The organism is Streptomyces sp. NPDC001941, from assembly GCF_040296945.1.
In the GTDB taxonomy this organism is placed as follows: Bacteria; Actinomycetota; Actinomycetes; order Streptomycetales; family Streptomycetaceae; genus Streptomyces.
This window is the reverse complement of sequence record NZ_JBEOYE010000081.1, coordinates 1-26,842: the sequence shown is the minus strand read 5'-3', so window position 1 is coordinate 26,842 and position 26,842 is coordinate 1. Positions and strand designations below refer to the sequence as shown.

The 26,842-nt window shown below is 74.1% G+C and carries 21 protein-coding genes and 1 pseudogene; 9 read left to right on the top strand and 13 right to left on the bottom strand.

Annotated features, from left to right (window positions below; translation table 11 throughout):
• Positions 1-127 precede the first annotated feature (127 nt).
• On the bottom strand, positions 128-790 hold the full coding sequence (locus ABT160_RS36225) for a helix-turn-helix domain-containing protein (RefSeq protein ID WP_351652246.1): 663 nt from the start codon (positions 788-790) through the stop codon (positions 128-130).
• A gap of 133 nt (positions 791-923) precedes the next feature.
• Between ABT160_RS36225 and ABT160_RS36220 the strand changes: the two genes are divergently transcribed.
• The gene (locus tag ABT160_RS36220; RefSeq protein ID WP_351652245.1) at positions 924-1,844 is read left to right on the top strand and encodes an SDR family oxidoreductase; all 921 of its coding nucleotides are present in this window, start codon (positions 924-926) and stop codon (positions 1,842-1,844) included.
• 211 nt (positions 1,845-2,055) lie between these two features.
• Here ABT160_RS36220 and ABT160_RS36215 read toward each other — a convergent pair whose 3' ends face one another.
• A complete protein-coding gene (locus ABT160_RS36215; RefSeq protein WP_351652244.1) occupies positions 2,056-2,889 on the bottom strand; it encodes an enoyl-CoA hydratase/isomerase family protein in 834 nt (277 codons plus the stop codon).
• Positions 2,890-3,211: 322 nt separating this feature from the next.
• On the opposite strand from ABT160_RS36215, the gene ABT160_RS36210 reads away from it, so the two are divergent.
• The 4 genes and pseudogenes from ABT160_RS36210 (at position 3,212) to ABT160_RS36195 (ending at position 10,021) form a co-directional block, all read left to right on the top strand.
• Positions 3,212-6,031 carry a carbohydrate-binding protein gene (locus tag ABT160_RS36210; protein WP_351652243.1) on the top strand — a complete coding sequence of 940 codons (2,820 nt, stop codon included), beginning with the start codon at positions 3,212-3,214 and terminating at the stop codon, positions 6,029-6,031.
• A gap of 38 nt (positions 6,032-6,069) precedes the next feature.
• Positions 6,070-7,224, top strand: a pseudogene (locus ABT160_RS36205) (ThuA domain-containing protein); the annotation flags it as partial.
• 514 nt (positions 7,225-7,738) lie between these two features.
• Positions 7,739-8,734 carry a hydroxyacid dehydrogenase gene (locus ABT160_RS36200; RefSeq protein WP_351652242.1) on the top strand — a complete coding sequence of 332 codons (996 nt, stop codon included), beginning with the start codon at positions 7,739-7,741 and terminating at the stop codon, positions 8,732-8,734.
• 123 nt (positions 8,735-8,857) lie between these two features.
• Complete coding sequence (locus ABT160_RS36195; RefSeq protein ID WP_351652241.1) at positions 8,858-10,021, top strand: ABC transporter ATP-binding protein; 1,164 nt, start codon at positions 8,858-8,860, stop codon at positions 10,019-10,021.
• A 134-nt stretch (positions 10,022-10,155) separates the two neighbouring features.
• Here ABT160_RS36195 and ABT160_RS36190 read toward each other — a convergent pair whose 3' ends face one another.
• The 5 genes from ABT160_RS36190 to ABT160_RS36170 all read right to left on the bottom strand — a co-directional run bounded on the left by ABT160_RS36190 (position 10,156) and on the right by ABT160_RS36170 (position 17,358).
• Positions 10,156-13,377 (bottom strand): amidohydrolase family protein, encoded by a 3,222-nt coding sequence (locus ABT160_RS36190; protein WP_351652240.1) that lies wholly within the window; start codon positions 13,375-13,377, stop codon positions 10,156-10,158.
• 111 nt (positions 13,378-13,488) lie between these two features.
• Positions 13,489-14,439, bottom strand: a complete 951-nt coding sequence (locus tag ABT160_RS36185; protein WP_351652239.1) for an ABC transporter substrate-binding protein — start codon at positions 14,437-14,439, stop codon at positions 13,489-13,491.
• Positions 14,436-15,110 (bottom strand): ABC transporter permease, encoded by a 675-nt coding sequence (locus ABT160_RS36180; protein WP_351652238.1) that lies wholly within the window; start codon positions 15,108-15,110, stop codon positions 14,436-14,438. Before ABT160_RS36180 ends, ABT160_RS36185 begins: the two co-directional genes overlap by 4 nt.
• Positions 15,107-15,787: an ABC transporter permease gene (locus ABT160_RS36175; RefSeq protein ID WP_351652237.1), complete on the bottom strand. Its 681-nt coding sequence runs from the start codon at positions 15,785-15,787 to the stop codon at positions 15,107-15,109. The genes ABT160_RS36180 and ABT160_RS36175 overlap by 4 nt, the downstream gene beginning before the upstream one ends.
• Positions 15,788-15,843: 56 nt before the next feature.
• The gene (locus tag ABT160_RS36170; RefSeq protein ID WP_351652236.1) at positions 15,844-17,358 is read right to left on the bottom strand and encodes an LCP family glycopolymer transferase; all 1,515 of its coding nucleotides are present in this window, start codon (positions 17,356-17,358) and stop codon (positions 15,844-15,846) included.
• Between the two features lie 132 nt (positions 17,359-17,490).
• Between ABT160_RS36170 and ABT160_RS36165 the strand changes: the two genes are divergently transcribed.
• The 4 genes from ABT160_RS36165 to ABT160_RS36150 all read left to right on the top strand — a co-directional run bounded on the left by ABT160_RS36165 (position 17,491) and on the right by ABT160_RS36150 (position 21,500).
• Positions 17,491-17,901, top strand: a complete 411-nt coding sequence (locus ABT160_RS36165) for a PPOX class F420-dependent oxidoreductase (RefSeq protein ID WP_351652235.1) — start codon at positions 17,491-17,493, stop codon at positions 17,899-17,901.
• Between the two features lie 287 nt (positions 17,902-18,188).
• Positions 18,189-18,581, top strand: a complete 393-nt coding sequence (locus tag ABT160_RS36160; RefSeq protein WP_351652234.1) for a hypothetical protein — start codon at positions 18,189-18,191, stop codon at positions 18,579-18,581.
• Positions 18,582-18,671: 90 nt separating this feature from the next.
• Positions 18,672-20,222 carry a SulP family inorganic anion transporter gene (locus ABT160_RS36155; RefSeq protein ID WP_351652233.1) on the top strand — a complete coding sequence of 517 codons (1,551 nt, stop codon included), beginning with the start codon at positions 18,672-18,674 and terminating at the stop codon, positions 20,220-20,222.
• Between the two features lie 171 nt (positions 20,223-20,393).
• Positions 20,394-21,500, top strand: a complete 1,107-nt coding sequence (locus tag ABT160_RS36150; RefSeq protein WP_351652232.1) for a M4 family metallopeptidase — start codon at positions 20,394-20,396, stop codon at positions 21,498-21,500.
• A 64-nt stretch (positions 21,501-21,564) separates the two neighbouring features.
• Here ABT160_RS36150 and ABT160_RS36145 read toward each other — a convergent pair whose 3' ends face one another.
• The 6 genes from ABT160_RS36145 to ABT160_RS36120 form a co-directional block, all read right to left on the bottom strand.
• Positions 21,565-22,632, bottom strand: a complete 1,068-nt coding sequence (locus ABT160_RS36145; RefSeq protein WP_351652231.1) for a hypothetical protein — start codon at positions 22,630-22,632, stop codon at positions 21,565-21,567.
• A gap of 163 nt (positions 22,633-22,795) precedes the next feature.
• Positions 22,796-22,999: a hypothetical protein gene (locus tag ABT160_RS36140; RefSeq protein ID WP_351652230.1), complete on the bottom strand. Its 204-nt coding sequence runs from the start codon at positions 22,997-22,999 to the stop codon at positions 22,796-22,798.
• A gap of 635 nt (positions 23,000-23,634) precedes the next feature.
• Positions 23,635-24,669, bottom strand: coding sequence for an NAD(P)/FAD-dependent oxidoreductase (locus ABT160_RS36135; protein ID WP_351652229.1), 1,035 nt, complete (start codon positions 24,667-24,669; stop codon positions 23,635-23,637).
• 28 nt (positions 24,670-24,697) lie between these two features.
• A complete protein-coding gene (locus ABT160_RS36130; protein WP_351652228.1) occupies positions 24,698-25,525 on the bottom strand; it encodes a carbon-nitrogen hydrolase family protein in 828 nt (275 codons plus the stop codon).
• A gap of 44 nt (positions 25,526-25,569) precedes the next feature.
• Positions 25,570-25,890: an AzlD domain-containing protein gene (locus tag ABT160_RS36125; RefSeq protein ID WP_351652227.1), complete on the bottom strand. Its 321-nt coding sequence runs from the start codon at positions 25,888-25,890 to the stop codon at positions 25,570-25,572.
• The gene (locus tag ABT160_RS36120) at positions 25,887-26,726 is read right to left on the bottom strand and encodes an AzlC family ABC transporter permease (RefSeq protein WP_351652226.1); all 840 of its coding nucleotides are present in this window, start codon (positions 26,724-26,726) and stop codon (positions 25,887-25,889) included. The genes ABT160_RS36125 and ABT160_RS36120 overlap by 4 nt, the downstream gene beginning before the upstream one ends.
• Positions 26,727-26,842: the final 116 nt, after the last annotated feature.

Below are 26,842 nucleotides of genomic sequence, written 5' to 3'. Positions count from 1 at the left end.
GAGGGACGGGTACTCCCGTACGGGACACAGGCCCTGAGCCCACGCGTACGGGACACCGGCCCCCGGGCCTCACGCGTACGGGCCCCCTGGCCCCGGGCCTCATGCGTACGGACACCAGCCCCGGGCCTCACGCTCCCTTCGGCCGGGCGCGCACGTGCATGCGCTCCCCCTGCGGCCCGAACAGGCTCAGGAACTCCACCGGCTGGTCCCCCTCGGGACCAAACCAGTGCGGCACCCTGGTGTCGAACTCCGCCGCCTCCCCCGATCCCAGCACCACGTCGTGGTCGCCCAGCACCAGCCGGAGCCGCCCGGCCAGCACGTACAGCCACTCGTACCCCTCGTGCACGCGCGCCTCGCGGTCGCAGCCGTCGCCGTCCGGGCGGGCGACGACCTTGTACGCCTGGAGGCCGCCCGGCTGCCGGGTCAGCGGGTACATCGTGCGGCTGCCCCGCACGATCGGCTTGGCCCGCACCCGGGGGTCGCCGACGGGGGGTGCGCCGACCAGTTCGTCCAGGGGGACCTGGTGGGCGCGGGCGATCGGCAGGAGGAGCTCCAGGCTGGGCTTGCGCCCGCCGGACTCCAGCCGGGAGAGCGTGCTCACGGAGATCCCGGTGGCGGCGGAGAGCGCGCCGAGGGTGGCACCGCGCTCGGTCCTGATCCTGCGCAGCCGGGGTCCGACCTCGCTGAGGACGGCGTCGAGGCCGGTGGAGTCCGGGTCGGGGGCAGGGCCGGAGCCGGAGCCGGGGTCGGGGCCGGGGCCGGGGTCGGGAGCGGCGTCGTGATCGGTCATGTGTTCATTTAACGCAGAGCTTTGCGAAAACGGCAAAGGGTTTTGCTGGTGGACTCACCCGGGCGGCGTCCGGGGCAGAAGGCGGCGCGGTACGGCTCTGGTCTTCTGCGGGCGGTACGGATATCGATGCGGGATGACGACTGACGCGCCCGGAACGCCGCCCGGTCCTCCCGAACTGCCCGGCCTGCCCCCGCCTCCGCCGCTCGGGGCGAGCGCGCTGCCCCCGGGGACGTACGAGGGACGGACGGTGCTGGTCACCGGTGGCGGCTCGGGGCTCGGCAAGGCGATCGCGGCCGAGTTCGCCCGGCTGGGCGCGGATCTGGTGCTGGTGGCGCGGGGCGTGGAGCGGCTGGAGGCGGCGCGCGCGGAGCTGGCCGGGGTGGGCGGGGGCCGGGTGGGGGTCGCGGTGTGCGACATACGGGACGCGGACGGGGTGGCGCGGGCGTTCGACGCGGCGGTGGAGCAGTGCGGGCTGCCGGACGTCCTGGTGAACAACGCGGCCGCCAACTTCCCCGTCCCCGCCGAGGAGATGTCGCCGAACGCGTGGCGGGCGGTCGTGGACATCACGCTGACCGGGACCTGGTTCGTGACCCGGGAGTTCGCGCGCCGCCACCTGGCGGAGGGGTCGGGCGGGTCCGTGATCAACGTGGGGGCGTCGTACGCGTGGACCGGCGGTCCGGGCTACGCGCACTCGGCCGCAGCGAAGGCGGGGGTGCGCAACCTGGTGCGGACGCTGGCGGTGGAGTGGGGTCCGTACGGGATCCGGGTGAACGGCCTGGTCCCGGGGCTGATGCCGCACGGGGACATGACCGCGGACATCCGGGGCAACCTGGACCGCGCGACCGACGAACTGGGTGCGCGACAGCCCGCGTTGCGGGTGGGCGAGCCGAGGGAGCTGGGGTGGGCGGCGACGTTCCTGGCGTCCCCGTACGCGTCGTTCATCAGCGGTCACACGCTGGTGGTGGACGGGGCGAACTGGCAGCGGCGGGTGTTGGTGAACGATGCGGTGGTGCCGGTGCGGGAGCAGTTGGGGCGCGGGCGGTTCGAGGGTTGACGGATACGCGATGACAGCTGACGTCATCTGTCAGCCGTCATCTGTCAGCCGTCATCTGCCGTCTGCTATCCGTCAGCCGTCGTGCGTTATCCGTCGCCTGTCGCCTGTCGTCTGTCGTCTGTCGTCTGTCGTCTGTCGTCTGTCAGCTGTCAGCTGTCAGTCCCCAGCTGTCATCTGTCGCCCGTCATCCCCCGCCCCCTCCCCCGTCATCTCACATCCCCCGGAAGTCAGGTCGCCTTCTCTCCGCCTTCGCCCCGTACCCCTCCTTCGCGTCCTGCGAGTTCAGGGTGAGCGCGCCGCTCAGCGCCGCGCGGTCCAGGGCCTCCGCCATGCCGGCGTCCGCGTACGTGTCGATGTTCCGTTTGACCGCGCGTACCGCGAGCGGGGCGTTCGCCGCGATCTCCTCCGCGACGGAGCGGGCCTGCGCGTCCAGGTCCGCGCGCGGGACGACCTGTTGGAGCAGGCCCAGGCGGTGGGCCGTGGGGGCGTCGATGCGGCGGCCCGTGAGGGCCAGGTACTTGGCCCAGCCCGCGCCCGCCTCGCGGGCGATGCGCAGGTCGCCGCCCGCGTCGACGGCGACTCCGATGCCGGTCTCGGGGAGGGCGAAGACCGCGTCGTCGGCGGCGACGCGGATGTCGGCCATGAGGGCGAGTTCCCAGCCGAAGCCGAGGCAGTAGCCCTGGACGGCGGCGACGACGGGCTGCGGGAGGCGGGCGAAGGCGGCGAAGCGTTCGTGGACCCAGCGGATGCCCTCGTAGTAGGCGTGGGTGCGTTCGGCCGGGGAGCGGCCCGTGAGGTCGCCGCCGGGGGCGGTGACGTCGATGCCGGCGCAGAAGGCGCGGCCTTCGGCGCGCAGCAGGACGACGCGGGCGTCGTCGTGGAAGCGGATGCGGTCGGCCATCAGGCCGAGCTGGCGGCTGGATTCCCAGCTCCAGCCGTTGAGCTTGTCGGGGCGGCAGAGGGTGAGGGTCGCGATGCCGTCCTCGATGTGCAGGTCCAGGCGTTCGGTGCCGGGCGGGATCTGTCCGTCGAGTGTGTCGATCACGTGGCCACCACCCTTTTCTGAGGGGTCGTCAGATTACTGGGTGGCGCTCCCCGGCGGTACCTGCGGTATTTTGACACGCACTTGACAAATTACCGGCGTGTTGCCAGCATGCAAAAAGCTCGCATCATGTGGAACAGCTACATCACTTCACCGCAAAAAGCTCGCAGTTGGGGCGATCACGCATGCCGTCCGGGCTCCGTCCGGACGCTGTCCGGCCTGCGTCCGCTTCCCGTCCGCGAGCACGCGGCAATGCGCGACGGCGCGCGCCTTGCCTGACGCACCCCCTCCATCCGTTCAGGATCGTCAGGAAGGAAGCTGCCCCATGCCCGTACGCCCTCGTGCGTGGGCCCCGCTGCTCGGCGCGCTCGCCCTGGTGACGACCGCCCTCGGCGGTACCGTCGCCCGGGCCGCCCCGGCCCCGGACCCCGCCCCGGCCGCCATCCCCGCCTCCGACTACCAGCAGGTGCAACTCGCCCTGGGCAGCGCGGAGCTGGGCGAGGCGATGTCGCTGGCCGTGCTGCCCGACCGGTCCGTCCTGCACACCGCCCGCGACGGCACGCTCCGGCTGACCGACGCGGCCGGGAACACCAAGCAGGCCGGGAAGCTGGACGTGTACACCCATGACGAGGAGGGCCTGCAGGGCGTCGCCGCCGACCCCGGCTTCGCCACCAACCGCTGGGTCTACCTGTACTACTCGCCCAAGCTGGACACCCCGGCGGGCGACGCGCCCACCACCGGCACGGCGGCCGACTTCGAGCGCTGGAAGGGGCACCTGAACCTGTCGCGCTTCACGCTGCGCGCCGACGGCACCCTGGACCCGGCCAGCGAGAAGGTGGTCCTTGAGGTGCCCAACGACCGGGGCCAGTGCTGCCACGTGGGCGGCGACCTGGACTTCGACGCGGCCGGGAACCTGTACCTGACGACGGGGGACGACACCAACCCGTTCGAGTCCAGCGGCTACTCCCCCGTCGACGAACGCACCGACCGCAACCCGCAGTTCGACGCCCAGCGCTCCTCGGGCAACACCAACGACCTGCGCGGCAAGGTGCTGCGGATCAAGCCGACGGCGGCGGGCGGCTACACGGTCCCGGCCGGGAACCTGTTCGCCCCCGGGACGGCGAAGACGCGCCCGGAGATCTACGCGATGGGCTTCCGCAACCCCTTCCGGATGTCCGTCGACAAGGCCACCGGGATCGTCTACCTGGGTGACTACGGGCCCGACGCGGGCGGCACGGACGCCAACCGGGGCCCGGGCGGCCAGGTGGAGTTCGACCGGATCACCGGTCCGGGCAACTACGGGTGGCCGTTCTGCACGGGCTCGAACACGGCCTCGGAGTCGTACAACCGCTACGCCTTCCCCAGCGGTCCCTCCGGCGCGAAGTACGACTGTGCGAACGGGCCGGCCAACACCTCGTTCCGCAACACCGGCCTGACGACCGTGCCGGCCGCGAAGCCGGCCTGGATCAAGTACGGGGACGCGGGTTCGCCGCCGGAGTTCGGCAGCGGCTCGGAGTCGCCGATGGGCGGCGAGGTCTACCGCTACGACCCGAACCTGAACTCCCCCGTGAAGTTCCCGCAGTCGCTGGACGGGCGCTACTTCGCGGGCGAGTACGGGCGGCGCTGGATCAAGACGGTCGAGGTCAAGTCCGACGGCACGCGCGGCGTGATCGAGGACTTCCCGTGGACCGGCACGCAGGTGATGGACACCGACTTCGGCCCGGACGGCGCGCTGTACGTCCTGGACTACGGGACGGGCTCCAACAACCAGGCGCTGTACCGGATCGAGTACATCGGGGGCAGCAACCGCAACCCGGTCGCCAAGGCCGCCGCCGACCGCACGTCGGGGCCGACGCCGCTGGCGGTGGCGTTCTCCTCGGCCGGCAGCGCGGACCCGGAGGGCAAGGCGCTGACGTACTCCTGGGACTTCGGCGACGGGACGACGTCGACGGCCGCCAACCCGAGTCACACGTACACGACGGCGGGGACGTTCCGTCCGACGCTGACGGTGCGTGATCCGGAGGGGCTGACGGGGACGGCGAGCCTGGTGGTCACGGCGGGCAACACCGCGCCGACGGTGACGCTCAGCACTCCGGCCAACGGACAGTTGTTCTCCTTCGGCGACACGGTGCCGTTCACGGTGACGGTCAGTGATCCGGAGGACGGTGCGGTGGACTGCGCCAAGGTGAAGGTCACCTATCTGCTGGGGCACGACAGCCACCGGCACGCGATCACGTCGAAGAACGGCTGCTCGGGCACGATCTCGGTGCCGGTGGACGGTGAGCACGACAGCGCGGCGAACATCTACGGGGTGTTCGACGCGGAGTACACCGACAAGGGCGGTCTGACCTCGCACAGCGACCGGATCCTCCAGCCGCGCCACCGGCAGGGCGAGCACTTCTCCGCGCAGTCCGGGATCCAGACGGCCGACCACGCGGGCGCCGAGGGCGCCAAGACGGTCGGGTACACGGACAACGGCGACTGGATCTCGTTCACTCCGTACGCCCTGGCGGGCGCCAACCGGTTCACCGCGCGTGTGTCGTCGGGCGGTGCCGGAGGGACGCTGGAGGTACGGGCCGGTTCGGCGACGGGGACGCTGCTGGGGTCGGTGGCGGTCGCGCCGACGGGCGGCTGGGACACCTTCGCGAACGTCTCGGCGGGCCTGGCCAACGTGCCGTCGGGACAGACGACGCTGTACCTGGTGTTCAAGGGCGTCACCGGGCAGGGCAACCTGTTCGACCTGGACGCGTTCACCTTCTCGACCGGGGCGGCGGCCGTGGAGGGCGAGTCGTTCACGTCGGGTTCCGGCGTGCAGGCCGCGGCGCACGCCCCGGCGAGCGGCGGGGCGACGCTGGGCTACATCGACAGCGGCGACTGGGCCGGGTACGCGTCCGTGCCGACCACCGGGGCGAAGAACTTCAGCGCGCGCGTGTCGTCGGCGGGCGCGGGCGGCACGGTGCAGATCCGTGCGGGCTCGGCCACGGGGACGCTGCTGGGGTCGGTGGCGGTCGCGCCGACCGGTGGCTGGGAGACGTTCGCGAACGTCTCGACGGCGCTCACCGGTTCGGGCAGCGGTCCGCTGTTCCTGACGTTCACCGGCGGCGCGGGGTCCTTGTTCGACATCGACACGTTCACCCTCTCCTGAGCGCCCGCAAGGCGCCACGAAGCACGGAAGGGCTCGTCATGCACGCAATCCTGCGCCGTGTGGCCTACGGCCTCGCGCTCGCGCTGGGGGTCTCGGCGATCACGCCGTCGGCGTCGGCCGCCGACCCCCCGTACAAGGTCCTGGTGTTCTCCAAGACGGCGGGCTTCCGCCACGACTCGATCCCGGCCGGGATCGACGCGCTGCGCGCGCTGGGCCCGGCGAACAACTTCACGGTGACCGCGACCGAGGACGCGGGCGCGTTCACGGCCGCGTCGCTCGCGCAGTACCGCACGGTGGTGTTCCTCAGTACGACGGGCGACGTGCTCAACGACGCCCAGCAGACGGCGCTGCAGGGGTACGTCGACGGGGGCGGCGGCTTCCTCGGGGTGCACGCGGCGGCGGACACGGAGTACGGCTGGCCGCAGTACGAGCGGCTGGTGGGTGCCCGTTTCAAGAGCCATCCGGCGATCCAGCAGGCGGTGGTGCGCAACGAGGACCGCACCCACCCGGCGACCGCGCACCTGGGTGCGACATGGGCGCGGACGGACGAGTGGTACAACTACCAGACCAATCCCCGGGCCGGGGTGCGGGTGCTGCAGTCGCTGGACGAGTCGTCGTACAGCGGGGGCGAGATGGGCGGCGACCACCCCATCACGTGGTGCCACGCGCAGGGGTCCGGCCGTTCGTTCTACACGGGTCTGGGGCACACGGCGGAGTCGTACGCGGATCCGGTGTTCCGTTCGCTGCTGCTGGGCGCGGTGCGGTACACGGCGGGTGTGGCGGCGGGCGACTGCTCTCCGGTGATCGGTGCGCCGCGGCCGGTGGAGGCGGAGTCGTACTCCTCGTCGTCGGGGGTGCAGGTCGCCGACCACGCTCCGGCGAGCGGCGGGAGGACGCTGGGCTACATCGACAACGGTGACTGGGCCGGGTACGCGTCGGTGGCGACGGCGGGGGCGACGGGCTTCAGCGCGCGCGTGTCGTCGGCGGGCGCGGGCGGCACGGTGCAGATCCGGGCAGGCTCGGCCACGGGCACGGTGCTCGGGTCGGTGGCGGTGCGTCCGACGGGCGGCTGGGAGGCGTTCACGACGGTGTCGACGACGCTGGCGGCCGGTCCGGGCGGCCCGCTGTTCCTGACGTTCTCCGGTGGCGCGGGCGCGTTGTTCGACATCGACACGTTCACGCTGACGAAGTCGTCCCCGGGTGCGGCGCCGGTGTCACGGGGCGTGCGTCCGTCCGGTGCGCGGGGCGTGCGGTGAGGCGCTAGCGAAGGGTGCGCGCACCACGGCCGGACGGTTGATCGCGAACCGTCCGGCCGTGGTGTGTGCGCGGGTGCGGCTGTGCACGCGCGGGTGCGCACGCGCGAGCGCGAACCGTCCGTCCATCCGTGGCGCGCGTGCGCGTGGGTGGGCCCCTGTGGTGCGGAGGGTGGACGGGTGGCGGTGGTTCGGTCAGGTGTGCAGGCGGGGCGGGCGGGGACAGCGCTTGCCGGACCCCTTTCGGTGACGTCTGGCGCCGCGCGCGGGCGGGTCTTCGGATAGTCGCTCCGGGTCCTGCTATCTCTGGCCTGGTTCCAGCCCGTGCGACCCGGCCCCTGTCGGTGCGGGCTGGTCTTCGTCCTCTGTCCTGGTGGCCCGTCCCGCGTGCGCGCGTGCGCGCGTCGTGGTGTGCCGGGCCCTGCGTCTCCTTCACCCGGAAGGCATCCTCCCGATGTCGTCGAACCGACGTCCCGCCGTTCTCCTCGCCATGCGCCCGACCGTCGCCGAGCTGGCCCTGCCACCGGACGTGCGTGCCCGGCTGCGGGCGTCCGCCCGGCTGCTGTACCCGGTGGCGGACGACTTCTCCCGGCCGGAGGTGCGGGCGGCGCTGGCGGAGGCGGAGGTGCTGCTGACGGGCTGGGGGGTGCCGCTGGTGGACGCGCGGGTGCTGGCGGCGGCGCCCCGGCTGCGGGCGGTGCTGCACGCGGCGGGCACGGTGAAGAAGATCCTGGCGCCCGAGGTGTGGGAGCGCGGGATCGCGGTGTCGTCGGCGGCCCCGGCGAACGCGGGGCCGGTGGCGGACTACACGGTGAGCGTGATCCGGCTGGCGGCCAAGCGCGCGTTCTCGGCGGCGGCGTCCTACCGGGCGGGGTACCCGCGTGATCTGACGACGAGCGCGCTGACGGGTGCGCACGGGCGGACGGTGGGCGTGGTGGGCGCCTCGCGCACCGGGCGGCTGGTCCTGGACCGTCTTGCGGGTACGGGGATGCGGCTGCTGTTCCACGACCCGTACGCGACGGCCGTGGCGGGGGCGCAGTCGCGTGAACTGGACGAGTTGCTGGCGGAGTCGGACATCGTGTCGCTGCACGCGCCGCTGCTGCCGGAGACGCGGGGGCTGATCGACGACCGGCGGCTGTGGCTGCTGCGGGAACGGGCGGTGCTGATCAACACGGCGCGGGGCGCGCTGGTGGACACGGGCGCACTGGTGCGGCACTGCGCGAGCGGGCGGATCGACGCGGTGCTCGACGTGACGGATCCGGAGCCGCTGCCGCCGGGGCATCCGCTGCTGTCGCTGCCGAACGTGCTGGTGACGCCGCACATCGCGGGGGCGATGGGGACGGAGATGCGGCTGCTGGGCGAGTTCGCGGTGGCGGAGCTGGAGCGGTGGGCGGCGGGGGCGCCGCTGCTGGGTGCGGTGCGCAAGGGGGACCTGGCGCGGATCGCGTGAGCCGGGGCGGGGGGCAGGGGCGTGGGCCGGGCGCGGAGGGCGTGCTGGTGAGGGCCGTACGGGTGGGACCCGTACGGCCCCGGTCGTCGTGCGGGGCGCGGCGGGCGCTCCTAGCGTGGGGGGATGATCCGGTTCGAGCAGGTCAGCAAGGTGTACCCGGACGGCACATCCGCCGTGGACGACCTGTCCTTCGAGGTCGCCGAGGGTGAGCTGGTCACGCTGGTGGGGCCTTCGGGCTGCGGCAAGACGACCACGATGATGATGGTGAACCGGCTGATCGAGCCGACGTCGGGCCGGATCCTGGTGCAGGGCGAGGACATCTCCCGGGTGGACCCGGTGAAGCTGCGGCGGCGGATCGGTTACGTGATCCAGCAGGTGGGCCTGTTCCCGCACCGGACGGTGCTGGACAACACGGCGACGGTGCCGGCGCTGGTGGGCTGGAAGAAGGCGAAGGCACGCGCGCGTGCGGCGGAGCTGCTCGACCTGGTGGGTCTGGATCCGGCGAAGTACGGGGGCCGGTACCCGGCGCAGCTGTCCGGGGGCCAGCGGCAGCGGGTGGGCGTGGCGCGGGCGCTGGCCGCGGATCCGCCGGTGCTGCTGATGGACGAGCCGTTCGGCGCGGTGGACCCGGTGGTGCGCGAGCGGCTGCAGAACGAGTTCCTGAGCTTGCAGGCGACGGTGCGCAAGACGGTGCTGCTGGTGACGCACGACATCGAGGAGGCGGTGCGCATGGGGGACCGCATCGCGGTGTACGGACAGGGGCGCATCGAGCAGTTCGACACTCCGGCGGCGGTGCTGGGGATGCCGGCGACGGACTACGTGGCGCAGTTCGTGGGTTCGGACCGGGGTCTGAAGCGGCTTTCGGTGACGCGGATCGAGCCGCTGGACCTGGAGGAGCCGCCGACGGCTCGCCTGGGTGAGCGGGCGGACGTGGCGGCGGCCCGGCTTCGCGGGGACGACGCGCGCTGGGCGGTGGTCCTCAACGAGCACGGGGACCTGCACGGCTGGGTCGCGACGGACGCGCTGGCCATCGCGGGCGAGCAGGGCACGGTGGGTGACCTGGCGCGGCGCATGGAGGCGTGGGTGCCGGTGGGTTCGCCGTTGAAGCAGGCGTTCAGCGAGATGCTGCAGCACGACGCGGGCTGGGTGGCGGTGGTGGACGGGTCGCGGTTCCTGGGGGTGCTGACTCCGGCGAAGCTGCACGAGGCGCTGCGGCGCTCGGTGGACGCGGACGCGCAGGGCGTGGCGCGCGAGGACGTGGAGTTCGACTCGGTGGCGGACGCGTAGGGCCGCCTGTGTGGGGCGGGCGCGCTTTCCACGCGTGTGCGCGTACGCGTGACTGACGTGCGTACGCGTGGAGGACGCGCACCCGTGAATGACGCACGCGTGGAGAACGCGCGCTCGCGTGGAAAGCGCTCGGCTCACTGGTCGCAGCAGCCGTCCCTGCGCATCAGCTCTCCGGTCTGTTCCCACTGCTCCCGCGCGGCCGCGTCGTACGCCGTGGGGGCGGGGAAGGCGGCGATGAGGTCGGCGGTGCGGTGGGTGACGCCGCCGCGCAGGACGGCGACGGTGCGCACGAGGGTGTCGAAGTCGGCGAACGGGTCGCCGTCGATGACGGTGAGGTCGGCGAGCCTGCCGTCCTGGACGGTGCCGAGGTGCTGTTCGAGGCCGAAGAGGCGGGCGGGCAGGACGGTGACGGTGCGCAGGGCCTGCACGGGGCTGAGGCCTCCCTGGTGCAGGGCGCGCAGGGCCAGGTGGAGGTGGAGGCCGACGGGGACGAGCGGCTGGTCGGTGCCGAGGGCGACGGTGCCTCCGGCGGCGAGGACGGCGCGGTAGACGTCGGTTTCACGGCGCAGGGTGGCGCGTTGTCGCGCGGTGGGGGGTGATGCGGCGTTCTGGCGGACGGTGAGGGCGTCCCAGGGCGGCATGAGGGTGGTGACGCGCGGGTCGTCGGCGAGGGCGGGGTCGTCGCCGGTCAGGGGCGCGGCGGTGAACGGGGTGGCGATGAGGCCGAAGCGGCCGCCGCCCGCGGTGTAGATCTCGCGTACGTCCTGGTGGGCGCGGCCGGTCGTGGTGGTGGCGTGGCCGGTCTCGGTGCGCTGGGTGGCGTTGAGGTGGGTGGTGAGGTCCTGGCCGACCTGGATGCCGGGTGAGAGCAGGTGGCTGCCGCAGCGGACGCCGAGGTCGTGGTGGGCGGAGCGGGCCGCTTCGGCCATGAGCCAGGAGGGGGCGCGCACGTAGGTCTTGACGAAGTCCCAGTCGAGGGCGCGGGCGCGGTCCAGGGTGCGGCGCAGTCCTTCGGGGGTGTGGTGGGCGCGGCCCATGCTGTAGGCGACGCGGGCGCCGTCGAGGAGTTCGCCGGTGGTGAGCAGCCGGGGTCCGGCGAGGTGTCCGGAGGCGACGGCTTCGCGCAGGCGTGCTTGTTCGTGGGCGAAGCCGCCGAGGGAGATGGCGGTGGTGATGCCGTAGGCGAGCTGGGTGAGGGTCTGGCGGGCGCCGTAGGTGTACTGCCAGGGGTGGGTGTGGCTGTCCGTGAGGCCGGGGACGACGGTGTGCCCGGAGGCGTCGACGTGGTGGGCGGCGGCGCGCGTGCGGTGGGGTTCGACGGCGGTGACGCGGCCGTGGCGGACGACGACGTCGACGTCCTCGCGAACGTGGTCGCCGGTGCCGTCCCACAGGCGTCCGGCGTGCACGACGGTGTCGGGGGGTTCGGGGACGCGCCGGTCGAGGCGGACGCGGACGGTGCGGGGGCGTCCCGGGTGGGTGCCGCCGCGGGTGTCGAGCAGGCGCAGGCGGGTGCCGTTGAGGTAGAGCAGGGTGCGGGAGTCGGCGCTGAAGCTGGGGTGGTCGGCGGCTTCGGTGGTGAGTTGGCGCGGCGGGCCGGAGGGAGTGCCGTCGGGGGTGACGGGGAGCAGCCAGAGGGCGGAGTCGACGATGACGGCCATGGTGCGTCCGTCGGGTGACCAGACGGGTCCCGAACCGTAGCGGTCGGCGAGGCAGAGGTGCGGGGCGACGGGGTGGAGGCGGTCGGCGCCGGTGGTGGTGTCGACGACGCGGATGAGGTTGTAGCCCTCGCGGAAGCGCTGGTTGAGGCGGTTGCGGTCGGCGTAGGCGAGGTGGCGGCCGTCGGGTGACCAGCTGGGGCGGCCGGGGAGTCCGCCGCCGCCGAGGGGTGGGGTGAGGGCGTGTTCGGTGCCGGTGGCGAGGTCGAGGACGAGGAGGCGGCCGGCGGTGTCGAGGGTGGCCAGGCGGGTGCCGTCGGGTGAGAGGGCGGGGTGGACGCGTCCGCCGGTGGCGAGGGTGGTCTCGCGGCCGGTGGCGAGGTCGTGCCGGTGGACGGCGAGGAGGCCGTCGCGGTCGTCGGCGTACAGCAGGGAGCGTCCGTCGGGGGCCCAGGCGGGACCGAGGAGGTAGCGGGTGGGGCCGGTGGCGTGCAGGCGCCGTGGCGGGCGGGTGCCGTCGACGGGGGTGGTCCACAGGGCGTCGAGGGCGGCGAAGGCGACGGTGGTGGCGTCGGGTGAGAGGGCGGGCAGGTGGATGCCGCGTACGGGGCGGGTGCGGCCGTCGGGTGCGCCGAGGTCGTACGTCTTGGTGCGGCGGCGGGGTCTGCGCAGGGGCAGGGTCGCGGTGAAGGGCGCGTACCGGGGCTGTGCGGGGGTTTCGGGGCGCAGGTAGGCGGGGGTGCCGTCGAGGGTGAGCAGGAGGCGTCCGTCGGGTGTCCAGCGCGGTGGTACGGCGGCCACGTCCGCGGTGACGGGGACGGGCGTGCCGTCGACGAGGAGGGTGCAGGTGGCGTCGGGGGCGGGGGTGGTGCGCAGGAGGGCGAGTCGCCCGTCGGGGGCGAGTGCGGGGGTCATGAGCTGGCCGCTGTCGGTGCCGGTGTGCTCGACGGTGACGGGGCCGTTGCCGTCGGCGGGTACGGAGGCGATGGTGCGGGCCTGGAGGGTGGTGCCGGTGAGGTGGGCCCGTACGAACAGGATGCGGCGGCCGTCGGGTGACCAGGTGGGGTCGGAGTCCTCGTAGGGGGTGTCCTGGTGGGGGCCGTCCTGGCCGGTCAGTCCGGTGAGCCGGGTGACGGTGCCGGTGGTGAGGTCGAGGACGTGGATGCGGTAGGGGCTGCCGGTGACGGGGTCGCCGCCGCGTTCGGAGCTGAAGGCGAGCCGCCGGGAGTCGGGTGACCAGGCGGGGGCGCGGTCGTCCCAGGGGCCGTCGGTGCGCTGTCGCGGGCCGGTGCCGTCGGGGCGGGAGGTCCACAGGTGGAAGCCGCCGCCGCGGTAGGCGCAGAAGGCCAGGAGGGTGCCGTCGGGGGCGTGGGTGGGGCGGCACGGCTCCAGGCCGGCGTCGGTGAGGGGGACGGCGGTGCCGCCGTCGGCGGGCAGGGACCACAGGACGTTCTGGATCTCGATGACGAGGCGGGTGCCGTCCGGGGAGGGGGTGGCGGCGCCGTTGGTGGCCTGGGTGAAGGTCAGGGAGGCGGCTGTGGCTGACGCCGGGGCGGCGAGGGCCGCGGGGGCGGCGACGGCGGACGCGGCGGCGGTGGCGCCCGCGGCGGCGAGGAGACGGCGCCGGGTGAGGGCGGCGGGCGCCGTCGCGGGAGCGGGCGCGGGGTGGTGGAGGTGTTCGCTGGTGCGGTCACGGTCCATGCCACAGCACGCTGGCGCAGCAGGGCCCCCAGGGGCAACGGGGATTCACGCCAGGCGCGGGGCCTCTTCGGGGCGGGTGCTCTTCAGAGCCTGCCCGTTCGGGGCTGGTGCTCAGCCGTCCTCGTCGATGAGGCCCTTGGAGCGCAGGTAGGTGCGGGCCACGTCCTCGGGCAGCCGCCGCCAGCTGTCGACCTGTTCGTTGAGGGAGGCGAGGTCGGCGGTGGTCAGGACGGTGTTGAGCCGGCCCAGGGCACGGGTGACGTTGTCGCTGCCCGCGCGGGCGCGGTTGACGACGGGGACGATGTAGTCGGCGTTCTGCAGGTGCTTGTCGTCCTGGAGGAGCACCAGGCCGAAGTCGTCGAGGGTGGCGTCGGTGGTGGTGGTCAGGACCATCTGGTCCTGACCGCTCTGCACGGCCTGTTTGGCCTGGGTGGTGCCGACGCCCTTGGGGTCGACGGCGGTGATGTCAATGCCGTACGTCTTGCGCAGTCCGGGCGCGCAGTAGGGGCGCTGGACGCATTCGTCACCCGCGGCGAGCCGTACGGGCAGTTTCGCGGCGCCGAGGTCGCTGAGGGTCTTGAGCCGGTGCTGTTCGGCGTAGCCGCGGGCGACGGCGAAGGCGTTCTGGTCGACGGCCTTGCCGGGGTCGAGGACGGTGAGGCCGCGGGGGGTGGCGAGGCGGCGCAGGGCGGTCATGGTGGTGGCCAGGTCGGGCGAGCCGACGGTGGGCGCGTCGGGGCCGTTGGCCTTGGCGTTGAGCCAGTCGGCGAAGGTGGCCGCGTACTCGGGGACGACGTCGATCTGTCCGCTCTCCAGGGCGGGTTCGTAGATCTCCCGGTTGGTGACGGACAGGATGCGGGTGCGGTAGCCGGCGTCGTCGAGGAGCAGGGAGTACATCTGGGCGAGCAGGTCGCTCTCGGTGAATCCGGCCGAGCCGACGGTCAGGTGCTTGCTGTCGCCGGGGGGTGCGGTGACCTCGCCCTGGTTCTCCAGGGACGGTCCGGTGGTACAGGCGGTCGCCGCGAACAGCAGGGCCGTGGCGAGGAGGGTGCGCAGTCTCATCCGGCCCTCCCCCTGGCCCACTCGGGGGCGAGTCTCTGGGCGACCTCGAAGAGGCCTTCCACCAGGAGGGCTAGGACGGCGACGAGGACGGCCCCGGCGACGACCTGCGGGGTGGAGGCGAGGTTGAAGCCCGCGGTGATGATGCGGCCCAGGCCGCCGCCGCCGGCGAGGGCGGCGATGGTGGCGGTGGCGACGAGCTGGACGGCGGCGATGCGGACGCCGGTGAGGATCAGCGGCAGCGCGAGGGGCAGTTCGACCTGGAGGAGCGTCTGGGTGCCGGTCATGCCCATGCCCCGGGCGGCCCGTACGACGTCGGCGTCGACGCCGCGCATGCCGACGTAGGCGTTGGTCAGCAGCGGGGGTACGGCGAACAGGACCAGGGCGATGATCGTGGGCCACTGTCCGCGGGTGCCCAGCGGGCTGAGGAGCAGCAGGACGAGGACGGCGAAGGTGGGGACGGCGCGGCCGACGTTGGAGAGGTTGACGGCGAGGGTGCCGCCCTTGCCGAGGTGGCCGAGGACGAGGGCGACGGGCAGGGCGATGAGGCAGCTGAGGGCGAGGCAGACGACGGTGAGGAACAGGTGCTCGCCCAGGCGGCTCCAGATGCCGTTCTCGCCGGACCAGTGGGCGGCGTCGGTGAGCCAGTTCCAGGCGTCGGTGAGGGTGTTCACGCGGCCCCCCGGCGGGTCCAGGGCGTCAGCAGGCGCTGGACGCCGAGCAGCAGCAGGTCGGCGGCGATCGCGATGACCACGCACAGGACGGAGGCGGTGAGGACCTGGGCCTTGAAGAAGGTGTTCATCCCGGAGTAGATGAGGTTGCCCAGTCCCCCGTAGCCGACGATCGCGCCGATGGTGACCAGGGAGACGGCGGAGACGGTGGCGATGCGCAGTCCGGCCATGGCGGCGGGCAGCGCGAGGGGCAGTTCGACGGCCAGGAGCAGCCGTACGGGCCCGTAGCCCATGCCGCGCGCGGCCTGTCGGGTCTCCTCGGGGACGGCGCGCAGTCCGGCGAGGATGTTGCGCACCAGCAGGGTGAGCGAGTACAGCACCAGGCCGGAGATGACGAGGGAGGCGGAGAGTCCGTACACGGGCAGCAGCAGCGAGAACATCGCGAGCGACGGGATCGTGTACAGGACGGTGGTGATGCCGAGGACGGGCCCCGCGGCCCAGCGCCAGCGCCGAGCGGCGATCGCGAGGGGCAGGGCGACGACGAGGCCGAGGAGCACGGAGACGACGGTCAGGTGCAGGTGCTGCAGGACGGCGTCCCAGAGGATCTCTCGTCGGCTGGAGAGGTACGCGCCGCAGATCCACTCATTGCGCGCGAGGCAGTCGTCGGGGGGCGCGGTCACCCGTCCATTGGAGCGCGGGGGCGGACGGGTGCGCGCGTCTTGCTGGACCGTACGGGTCAGTGCCCGGGCCTGGTACCGGCGGCGACGTCCTCGGCGGCGGGGTGGGGGGTGTCGGCCGTGGCGGGGGCGGGGGTGTCCGGGGTGGTGGGTTCGAGGGCGGTGGGTTCCGTGTTGGTTGGTTCCGGGGTGGTCTGCGGTGCGGGCGTGGGGCAGGTCAGTTCCTCGCCGCTGACGGGTGCGCCCTCGAAGGCGCTGCGGTCGAAGGTGACGGCGGTGACGCCCTGGTGGCCGGTGCCGACGGCGATGTCGAAGACGGGTCCGTGGCCGGGGACGGGCCGGAGGCGGGCGCCGGGAAGGGCCGCGGCGAGGACGGCGGCGTCGCGCTCCCAGTAGGGGTCGTACGTGATGACGGTCGGGCCGTCGTGCCGCTGGGTGGTGGCCCTCTGGACGGTGGCCTTCTGGACGGTGGTCTGCTGCGCGGTGGTCTTCGGGGAGGGGGTCTCCGGGGCGGCGGGATCCTGGGCGGCATCGGGTGCGATGACGAAGCCGATGTCGCGCAGGGCCTGGGCGGTGGGGGCGTCGTCCACGCGCGCGGTGATGCCCCGCGGGTCGCGTTCGACGGGGACGCCGACGGGCGGCTGGATGCGGGTGTCGCCGGTGACGGGCCGGTCCTCGCGCAGCGCGTCCCACAGGGCGCCCGCGCGGGCCGCGTGCCACAGGACGGTGGAGCCGACGCCGGGGACGCGGTGGTCGAACTCGGCGAGCGGCACGGTGGCGAACTCCGTCCGCGAGGCGTCCAGGCGGCCGAAGGCCAGGCCGAGGGAGACCACGTCGGAGACGCCGGTGTCGGGTCCGGTGCGCACGGAGCGCAGCAGCGTCCAGGCGGTGCGGGCGGCGGCGCCGGGGTCGGCGAGGGCGTTCTCGGCGCGCAGGCGCTGGAGCATGCCGATGAGGAGGCGCTGCTGGCGGCGGACGCGGCCGAGGTCGCCGGGCGGCGAGACGTGGCGGGCGCGGGCGTAGCGCAGGGCGGTGTTGCCGGTGACGCGGTGGACGCCGGGGCGCAGCCGCAGGCCCGAGTTGGTGTCCTGGAGGGGCTTGGCGCTGCAGATGGTGGCGCCGCCGAGGCCGTCGACGGCCTGTTCGAAGCCGGTGAAGTCGGTTTCGAGGTAGTGGTCGACGTGCAGTCCGGTGGCGCGTTCGACGGTGGAGATGGTGAGGGGGGCGCCGCCGCGCTGGAAGGCGGCGTTGATCTTGCCGCGTGCGCTGCCGTCGCCGTACTCGACGTAGGAGTCGCGGGGCAGCGAGACGACGCTGGCGCGTTGACCGTCGGCGCTGAGGTGGGCGAGGAGCATCACGTCGGTGCAGTTGCACTCCTTGCCGCCGACGTGGAGGCGGCGCTTGTCCTCGGGGCTGATGCCGGTGCGCCGGTCGATGCCGACGAGCAGGACGTTGACGCCGCGACCCGCCTGGTGCGGGGCGTCGTCGTGCGCGGGGCGGGCGGCGGACGGGGCGCCGAGCGCGCCCAGTCCCAGGGCGAGGACGGCGGACGCGGTGACCGCGAGGCGGTTCACGGGGACCTCCCTGTACGAGGTGGGCGTGGCAAGGTGGGCGGGCGGCTTGGCCGTTGGGGCCGGCGGTTCATTGATGACCGGGGCGGGGGCGGGCTAAGGCCGGGTGTACCCGTAAGGGCTTAAGGTCTGGCCATGGCTATTACGTTCAGCGACAGCGCCCGGAAGGTGCTGGACGCGCCGAACCCGGCGGTCCTCGCGACCCTCAACCCGGACGGCGCGCCGCAGACTTCGGTGGTGTGGGTGACCCGTGACGGCGACGAGCTGCTGGTCTCCAGCCAGCTGGGGCGCCGCAAGGACCGGAACATCGAGCGGGACCCGCGGGTCAGCCTGATCGTGTACGACCTCGCCGACCCGCAGCTCTACGTGGAGGTGCGCGGCACCGCGACGGTCACCCAGGACGCGGGCCGTGCGCTGGCGGTGCGGCTGGCGGAGGAGTACGAGGGTCCGGGCGCGGGCCAGGAGTACCTGGAGCTGCCGCCGGAGATGGTGCGCATCGCGATCCGGGTGACACCGGAGAAGGTCGTGGGCTCGGCGGCCCGCTGACACACCGGCGCACAGGCCGGTCGGCCAGGGCAAGGCGGCCGGCCAGCCGGGCCGACCGGCCAGGCCGCCGACCTTTGCGGCCGGGAAGAAATCCGAACTACCGAGCGGTCCCGGAGTCGCACGTTCGACTCCGGGACCGCTCGTTTCATGCCAACACCCTGGTCTTTTCAGACCTTCTCGACCTTGAAACGCAGCGTTAACCCACGCTGTCAGTCCCCCCGGCTACCATCGAACTTGACCATCACTTGACCATTCTTTGGTTTGTCCCAGGGGGATCGGAGGAGTCGTTGAAGCGCTGTGCAGCGGCCCGTCCGGCGGCCGCGCTCCTCGCCGTGCTGCTCCTCCTGCTGACCCCGTTCGCCGCCGGTTCGGCGTTCGCGAACACACACATCCCGTACGGCTCACCCGCCTCCGGCTCCACGCCGGCCGCGCCCGAACTCCTCGCCGCCTGCGGCACCGAGGAGGTTCCGCGGCTGCGCGGGCACGGGCGCTGCGAGCACCCCCAGGGGCTCCCCCGCGAGCGCCGTCGGCCCGGCGCCGCGGCCCCCGTTCCTTCGTCGTGCGCGCACGACGAAGCGCGCGAGGCGATACCCGGCGCCCCGGCCCTCCGTGGACCGGGGCGCGCCCCCAGAGCGGCCGTCGCGCACGAACCGGCCGCCCTCCAGGTCTTCCGCTGCTGAGCTCCGGGCACCGATCCGGCCGCCCGACTCGCCCTCGCAACCGCGCAGTTCCGACGCGTCTCCCCACAACGCGCCAGGAGGTTCCCTGACATGCAGCCGTCCACCGACCACTCCCGCACGCCCCTGCCGCCGTCCCCACCGGGCGGCGCCAAGGCCCGTTTCCCCCACCTGCGGCAGGACTTCGCCGCGTCCCTCGTCGTCTTCCTCGTCGCCCTGCCCCTGTGCGTCGGCGTCGCCGTCGCCTCCGGAGTCCCCGCCGAGCTGGGCCTGGTCACCGGCATCGTGGGCGGTCTCGTCACCGGCCTGATGCGCGGCAGCAGCCTGCAGGTCTCCGGGCCCGCCGCCGGCCTGACGGTGCTGGTCTTCGAGGCGGTGCGGGAGTTCGGCCTCCCGGTCCTCGGCGTCATCGTGCTGGGGACCGGCCTGCTCCAGATCGCCATGGGCGCCCTGCGCCTGGGCCGCTACTTCCGGGCCATCTCGCTGTCCGTCGTGGAGGGCATGCTCGCCGGGATCGGCCTGGTGCTGATCGCCGGGCAGGTGTACGCGATGACCGGCGCCGGGGCCCCCGCCTCCGGGCTCGGCAAGCTCGCGGGCATCCCGGGCGCGCTGCTGGACGCGGTCCGCGACCCCGGGGCCCTCGCCTCGCTCGGCCTGGGCGCCGGGACGATCGCGGTGCTCGTGCTGTGGCCGCGCCTGCCGCGCGCCGTGCGCGGTGTGCCGGGGCCGCTCGCGGCGGTGGGCCTGGCGACCCTGGCGGCCGCGCTGTTCTCGCTGCCGGTGGCCACCGTCGAGGTCCAGGGCCTGCTGGAGTCCGTACAGCCGCCCCCGCTGAGCGCGTTCGGTGAACTGGCGGGGATCGGGCTGCTCGGCACGGTGGTGGCGTTCGCGCTGATCGCCTCCGCCGAATCGCTGTTCAGCGCCGCCGCCGTGGACCGCATGCACGACGGCAAGCGCACCGAGTACGACAAGGAACTGCTCGCCCAGGGCGCGGGCAACACGCTGTGCGGCGTGCTCGGCGCGCTGCCGCTGACCGCCGTCATCGTGCGCAGTGCCGCCAACGTCTCGGCCGGTGCGCGCACCCGGGCGTCGCGGGTGCTGCACGGTGTCTGGCTGCTGCTGTTCGCGGTGGCCCTGCCGTGGGCGCTGGCGTACATCCCGATCCCGGCGCTGGCCGGTGTGCTGGTGCACGCGGGCGCCAAGCTGATCCCGCTCAAGGCACTGGTGCGGATGTGGCACGGCCAGCGCGGCGAGGCGCTGATCCTGGTGGTGACGGCCGCCTCGATCGTCGCGGTCAGCATGTTCGAGGGCGTGCTCATCGGCCTCGGCCTGGCGGTCGCCAAGACGGCGTGGGACGCCTCGCACCTGAAGCTGAGCGTCACCGACAAGGGGGCGGGCCCGGTGCAGGTGCACCTGTCGGGCAACGCGACCTTCCTGCGCCTGCCGAAGATCCTGGACGCGCTGGACGCCCTGCCCGCCGACCGCCCGGTCGAACTGGACCTGTCCGGGGTGCACCACCTGGACCACGCTTGTCGCACCGCGCTGGAGAACTGGCGCGAGCGCCACGCCCGTTCGGCCCCGTCACCGCGACCGGAGCCGGAGCCTGGACAGGTGCTGGCCGAGGCCGAGGCCGGGCCGGGGTAGGCAGGGCGCGACCGCGCGTTCCCGTCCGGTGGGCGGTGCCACGGCGACCGACGCCGTGGCACCGCCCCGGGGGCGCGGGACCGGCAGGCTGGCTTGACGGGCCACTGACAACGAGGGGTTCGTGCTGGCACGCTCGTGCCGTCACCCCCTCACCGCCGGAAGGAGCCCCCGATGGCCCCGACGCGTACCGCGCGACGCCTGGCCCGCCGACTCTCCAGACCCTGCCTCCTGGCCGTGGCGGCGCTGCTCGCCCCGCTGCTCCCGGGCGCCCCCGCGAGCGCCGCCGCCCCGGCCGCCGTGCCCGTCGCCGCGGCCGGGGTCGGCTGCGGCACCAGCGTGGGCCGCGTGCCGCTCGACACCACGTACAACCCGGCCACCGGGCGCTACGAGCTGAACGACCCGGTGCGCGGCAACCACAAGACGTACGACATGCGCCAGGGCACCTCCGGCGGGACGCTGGTCACCGACGACGACAACGTCTGGTGCGAGGGCGGCCGCCAGGCCGACGCCGTGGCCGCGCACTACGTCCACGCGGTCTTCTGGGACTACTTCCTGGCCGCGCACGGCCGCAAGGGCCCGCGCGGCGACGGCAAGGCGGGCTGCAGCCGCGTCCACTACGGCAACCGCTACCTCAACGCCTTCTACGAGTCGACGACCGGCTGCATGGTGTACGGCGACGGGGCGGGCACGCCCGTCGGGCCGCTCACCCGGATCGACGTCGGCGTGCGCGGGTTCACCGCCGGGGTGGTCGCGGCGATCGGCGTCCCCGGCTACAGCGGCGAGGCGGCCGGGCTGAACGAGGCGACCCGGGACCTGTTCACCGCCTCCGCCGAGTTCCGCGCGGCGAACACCACCGACCCCGGCGACTACCTGATCGGCGAGTTCGCGGGCTCCACCACCGCGCCGCGCCGCATGGACCACCCCTCGCTGGACGGCCACTCCCCCGACTCCTGGTCCCCCGGCACCGGCCAGCTCGCCCCGGTGTACGCGGCGGGCCCCGCCGACCACTTCTTCTACCTGCTCTCCGAGGGCAGCGGCCCCAAGGACATCGGCGGGGTGCACTACGACAGCCCCACCTACGACGGGAAGCCGGTCACCGGGATCGGCCGGGAGAAGGCGGCCGCCATCTGGTACCGGGCGCTGACCCTGTACCTGACGCCGACCGCCAACTACCGCGCGGCGCGCGCCGCGACGGTCCAGGCGGCGGTCGACCTGTACGGCAAGGGTCCCGAGCCGCTCGCGGTCGGCGCGGCGTGGACGGCGGTCAACGTCGGCTGACGGCCCCCGCACCCCTCTGACCGCCGCTCCCCCGCAGCCCCACGTCCGCCCCGGCCCGCGCGCTTCACGCGAACGGGTCGATCCGGTCGGCGAACCGGCCGTGCTCGGCAACGGCCATCCCCGTCGAGTAGCCGATCCCCTCCGCCGCCAGGGCCCTGGCCAGCGGCGCGGAGGGCGGCAGCAGCCGTTCGTACGGGGCGGCGTCGGGCAGCGGGCGCAGCAGCGGTCCGACCGCCGGTACGCCGCTGGCCCGGCCGGTCGCGGCGACCCGCTCCTCCACCTCGCCCCAGCGCTCCGCCGTCTCGGGCCCGCCGACGAACTCGGTGGGCCCGAGCAGCGAGAACAGGGCGATGTTGGAGGCCGGGTCGAGCACGAAGGCCTCCGCGAGCCCGTCCACCGGCTCCAGCCGGCCGTCCTCGCCGAGCCTGCGCCCGCGCGCGTACCGCTCGAACAGCGTGGCCAGCCAGCGCACTTCGGCCTCCGCCCAGGGCGACTGCTCGGTGCGCAGGTAGGCGAAGCGGAAGTACGCGACGAGCAGGTCCAGCGGCACGCACAGGGTGCGTCCGCGCTCTCCCAGGCCCGCCGCCCGCTCGACGGCCGCGCCGAGCAGCGCGTAGGACAGCGCCCGGTTGGCGCCGTGCCGGGCGGCCTCCGCGGCCTCCCGGTCGGCGCCGGTGGCGCGCTCGGGCACGGCCCGCAGCGGACCGCGTCCGGCGACGACCACGCTCCGGGACCGCTCGCCGTCGGTGGCCTGGGGCGCGCGGGTGAGCGCGCCCGTCCCGTCGAGGAACCACCAGGTGTAGGGGCGCCACACCGGATCGTCGAAGTCGGTATGGCCCAGCACCACCCGCAGGTGGAAGGCGTCCGGGTCGTGCCGCTGGAGGTGGTGGACGTACCAGGCGGCCCCGGCCTGCGGGAAGAAGGTGTTGGGGCTGGCGCAGGGCAGGCTGACGACGACCCGGGAGGCGCGCTCGAAGGCGTCCAGCGCGGCGTCGTCCAGGCCCAGCAGCTCCAGGGCGCGCGCCCGCCGCGCCGGGTCGTGCCCGTCGCCCGTGGTGACCAGGGAGCCGCGTGCGGTGCGCAGCCAGGTGACGAAGCCGCGGCGGCTGCCCATCCCGTCGAACTCGCTCACCCCTCCACCCTTCCCTCGTCACGTCCGTGTGCCGCGCCCGGGTACCACCGCGCGCGCCCGACAGGCCGGAATGACCCTCTGCCGTACGGGACTTGGCGCAAAAGGGCGGGCGCCGTCCGGGCCGGGCGCGGCAGCGGCAGGAGGGCGGGGGCGGGGAAGCGCTTCACGGCTCGTCCCGCGTGGCCCGGTCGACGCGCGCGACGGTCTCGCGCACCGCGCGCTCGGCCGGGCAGTCGACGAAGGCCGGCCGGGAGGAGCCCCGGCACCCTGCGGGCTCGGCTGCCTCGGCTGCCTCGGTGGCGAAGCGTTCGCGGGCCTCGTCGAAGAGGGGCTTGCCGGTGTGCGGTACGAGGGCGCGCTCAGTCACGGCCGCTCCCGGCGCGCGTGGTGGCGGCGGTCGTGCGGGGTGCCATGTCCTTCCCCCGTTCCTCTTTCGCTTACCTGCCCGACGTCTTCTTCCTGATCACCGTCTTTGTATACACCAGGCTTCTGTGGGTGCGGGAGACCATGATCGACGAAGTCTGCGCAGAAAACGTGCAGATGGGACGGTACGGCGAAGGTTCGGCGACGGCGCGCGGGACCGGGGGGCGCGGGGTGGCGGGGGCGCTCGGGGAACGGGGGCGCCAGGGGCCGCCGTTGGCGTACGGCGCGCTGGCGCGCCGTACGCCCGCGACGCTCGACGGCGGTCCGCCGGACGGGGGTTCGGCCTGTGGAAGGCGGGCCCGTCCGGCCGGACCGCCGGAGCACGCGGGGAGTGGGCAGGACTCCCCGCGCAGGTGAGAGGAGGCCATGTGGTGCGGGGCGGGCGATCGCCGGTCCCCCGGCCGGCGTGTCCCGCGACCTCGGCTCACTACGGGATCACTGTGCCAGGATCCGATGAACGTTTCATAAATGTCCCCTGAACGATCCCAACGACCCCAACAGCCCCCATGAACCCCTAGTCCGGCATATCCGTCACGTCCTGCACCGGGCGATCTCGGAGCCTTCCAGCGGGGACGGCGGTCAGGCGAGGGCGAGCAGGTCCGTGGCCGCCCGGCGGCTCGCCGCCAGGGCCGTCTTGGCCGCGGTGCCGCTGCCCCCGGTGAAGGTGAACACCCGGGCGGCCCCCGGGACCGGGCGCAGCCGCAGCACGCCGGAGGCCGAGTAGCAGTCGAAGGAGGCCCGCAGCCAGCGCGCCGCGGGCAGCGGACGGCCGGCCGGCAGCAGGCGCCGGGCCGTCGCCGCGGCCCGGGCGGCCAGGCGCGGGTCGGGGCGGACCTCGCCGGGCGTGACGTCCCCGTCGTCGGCGTCCTGGCCGAGCAGCAGTGCTCCGGAGCCGTGCGGCCTGCCGTACAGGCCCGTGTTGTCGTCGGCGAAGACGCCCAGGCCGGGCATCGCGAAGGGGTGGACGCCGTACTGCACGCGCCGGGCGCGCAGGCCGGTCAGGCCGGGCAGCAGCCCGGGGGTCCAGGCGCCCGCCGCGACGACGACGGTGTCGAAGGCGGCCGAGCTGCCGTCGGCCAGCAGGACCTCGCCGTCCGTGGTGACCCGGCGCACCTCCGCACCGCTGATCGTCACGCCCGGGCCGGTGAGGTCGTCCAGGACGCAGGAGCGCAGCAGCGCCGGGGAGAGGTACCCGGCCCGGCGCTCCACGACCGCGAGCGCGCCGTCGGGCAGGCCGCGCAGCGCCAGGCGGCGGGCGAGCTCGGCGGAGGTCTCGGTGGCGGCGGAGCCGGGCAGCAGGCCGTTCAGCCGGGCCACCGCTCCGGCCGGGTCGGCGCCCGGCCGGAGCAGGTGGACGGAGCCGGTCTCGCGGTAGTCGCCGGCCTGGCGCAGCCAGGCGCTGGCGTACAGCTCGGCGAGGCTCTCGGCGGCCAGCCGGCCCTGTTCGGCGTCGGGGGCGAAGCCCCGGACCATGCCGCCCGAGGCGAAGGTGGCGTCGGCCGGGTAGCCGGCCGGACCGGCGAAGACCGTGAGGTCGGGGCGGCCGGCCGACTGGCGCAGGCGGTGGGAGAGCAGCGCTCCGGCGATGCCGCCGCCGATCACCGCCGTGCGCACGCCGCTCCCCCTCTGGCCGCGGGGGCACTCACGGGTTCACGCCCGGCGGCCGCGCGGCGTCGCGCAGCATGGTCAGGCCGCCGCGGACCCGGGTGAGTTCGGCGTCGTCGAGGTCGGCGACGACGAGTTCGGCGGCGTCCGGGCCGGCCTGGGCCAGGGCGCGCCCGTCGGGGCCGTAGACGGCACTGCGGCCGCAGAACTCCCACGGTCCCTGACGGCCCGCGAAGTTGGCGAACAGCACGAAGAAGGTGTTCTCCAGGGCGCGGGCGGGGAAGTACACCGACCGGCGGTGGTCGGAGTCGCCGCGCACGAAGGCGCCGCCGCACAGGTAGGCGTCCGCGCCGGAGAGGGCGGCGGCCCTGGCCAGCTCGGGGAAGCTGGCGTCGTAGCAGATGCCCAGGGCCAGCCGCCAGCCGTCGACGTCGAGGGTGTGGCAGGCGGTGCCCGGGTCGAACAGCTCGCGCTCGTGCTCCTCCAGGCGGCTCTTGCGGTAGTCGGCCAGCACCCCGCCGTCCGCGCCGACCGCGACCGCCGAGATCGCCGAGCGGGCCCCGGCCGGCGTCGGCGCGCCCACGACGGCGGTGACCCCAGTGGCCCGGCAGGCCTCGCGGACCGGTTCCAGGGCGGGGCCCTCGGGGGCCAGCGCCCCGCCGGGCATGGCGGACTTCAGCCAGCCCGGCTCGTAGCCGGTGAGCGAGAGCTCGGGGAACAGCACGACGCGGGCGCCGAGGTCGGCGGCCCGGACGATCGTCGCGGCGGCGTCGGCGGCGTTGTGCGCCACGTCGCCGGGGCGGGCCTCGGTCTGGGCGACGGCGACCCTGAGCGGGGCGCGTTCGGTCGGTGCGGATGCGGTCATCGCGGTACTTCCCTACGGGGTGAGGTGGTGTCGTGGCGGGCCGGTCAGCCGAGCAGCCACCGGCTGAGGTAGAAGGCGGCGATGCCGATCGCCGACACCAGGAGGAACTTCTTGGAGATCAGTCCGGCGACGAAGGTGACCAGGCCGCCGACGAGGTAGGGGTTGTCCAGGGCGACGTGCAGGCCGTGGCCCTCGGGGGTGAGCATGGCGGGGACGACGAGCGCCGCGAGGACCGCCGGCGGGGTGTGGCCGAGCAGGCTCTTGACCGTCTCGGGCATCTCCCGGTCGGCGAGCAGCACGAGGGGCAGGTAGCGCGGCAGGAAGCTGCACAGGCCCATGCCCAGGATCACCAGTGCCATCGTCATGCCGTGCTCTCCTCGGTCCGCTCGGCCGTCGCGGCCTCCTGCGGGGTCGTTCCGGTGGCCGTTCCCGTGGTGTCGCTCCGGGCGGACCGGCGTTTCTGCGCGTACTCGCACGCCGTGCCCACCGAGGCGCCGACGACGGTGGCGAGGACCACGCCCAGGTTGTACGGCAGACCGTGGGCGAGCATAACCGTCAGGCCCGCGGTGGCGATGACCGCCCCGATCCGCCAGTGGGTGAGCGAGCCGGCCAGCATGGCGACGAACATCGCGGTCATCGGGAAGTCCAGGCCGAGGTCGGCGAGGTCCGGCAGGGCGCTGCCCAGGGCCATGCCCACCAGGGTGGAGAGCATCCAGGTGACGTACATCGCGGCGGAGGCGCCCAGGAAGAACAGGTGCTTGCGCCCGGTCAGCTCGCCCTTCTTCAGCCGGTCGATGCCGACGAAGAAGACGGCGTCGATCAGGCCGAAGCCGAGCAGGACCCGCCAGCGCTGGGGGACCTCCCGGACGTGCGGCACCAGGATGGTCGAGTAGATCAGCATCCGCAGGCCGAGGATCAGGGTGGTCAGCAGGATCGTCAGGGTGCCCGCGCCGTCGGCGATCAGGGCGAAGCCGACGAACTGGGCGGTCCCGGAGTTGACGGCCATCGCCAGGCCCAGGGTGGCCCAGCCGGACAGCCCGTTGGCCAGGCCCAGGATGCCGCCGGCGATGCCCATGGGGACGGCCGACGCCAGGAACGGCAGCATGCTCCTCGCGCCTTCGCGCAACTGTCGGGCGGCGCTGTCGGGCGCCGCGGGCACGGGGGTGCCCGTGTCCGGGGGGAACGTCTCCGCGCTGCTCATGCGCTTCGCACCAGGCTTTCGTGGGTCGGGATGAAGTCGTGGATCGGGAAGTCGTGGGTCGGCAAGGGGATCGGGAGAGGGGCGGGCCGGCGGCCGGGCCGGGCGGGTGTGCCCGG

Excerpts from the sequence above, each read along its gene's own strand:
- ABT160_RS36210 (WP_351652243.1), top strand. The coding sequence starts at position 3,212 with ATGCCCGTACGCCCTCGTGCGTGGGCCCCGCTGCTCGGCGCGCTCGCC.
- ABT160_RS36195 (WP_351652241.1), top strand. The coding sequence starts at position 8,858 with ATGATCCGGTTCGAGCAGGTCAGCAAGGTGTACCCGGACGGCACATCC.
- ABT160_RS36185 (WP_351652239.1), bottom strand. The coding sequence starts at position 14,439 with ATGAGACTGCGCACCCTCCTCGCCACGGCCCTGCTGTTCGCGGCGACC.
- ABT160_RS36225 (WP_351652246.1), bottom strand. The coding sequence starts at position 790 with ATGACCGATCACGACGCCGCTCCCGACCCCGGCCCCGGCCCCGACCCC.
- ABT160_RS36155 (WP_351652233.1), top strand. The coding sequence starts at position 18,672 with ATGCAGCCGTCCACCGACCACTCCCGCACGCCCCTGCCGCCGTCCCCA.
- ABT160_RS36130 (WP_351652228.1), bottom strand. The coding sequence starts at position 25,525 with ATGACCGCATCCGCACCGACCGAACGCGCCCCGCTCAGGGTCGCCGTC.
- ABT160_RS36150 (WP_351652232.1), top strand. The coding sequence starts at position 20,394 with ATGGCCCCGACGCGTACCGCGCGACGCCTGGCCCGCCGACTCTCCAGA.
- ABT160_RS36120 (WP_351652226.1), bottom strand. The coding sequence starts at position 26,726 with ATGAGCAGCGCGGAGACGTTCCCCCCGGACACGGGCACCCCCGTGCCC.
- ABT160_RS36220 (WP_351652245.1), top strand. The coding sequence starts at position 924 with ATGACGACTGACGCGCCCGGAACGCCGCCCGGTCCTCCCGAACTGCCC.
- ABT160_RS36165 (WP_351652235.1), top strand. The coding sequence starts at position 17,491 with ATGGCTATTACGTTCAGCGACAGCGCCCGGAAGGTGCTGGACGCGCCG.
- ABT160_RS36125 (WP_351652227.1), bottom strand. The coding sequence starts at position 25,890 with ATGACGATGGCACTGGTGATCCTGGGCATGGGCCTGTGCAGCTTCCTG.
- ABT160_RS36190 (WP_351652240.1), bottom strand. The coding sequence starts at position 13,377 with ATGGACCGTGACCGCACCAGCGAACACCTCCACCACCCCGCGCCCGCT.
- ABT160_RS36200 (WP_351652242.1), top strand. The coding sequence starts at position 7,739 with ATGTCGTCGAACCGACGTCCCGCCGTTCTCCTCGCCATGCGCCCGACC.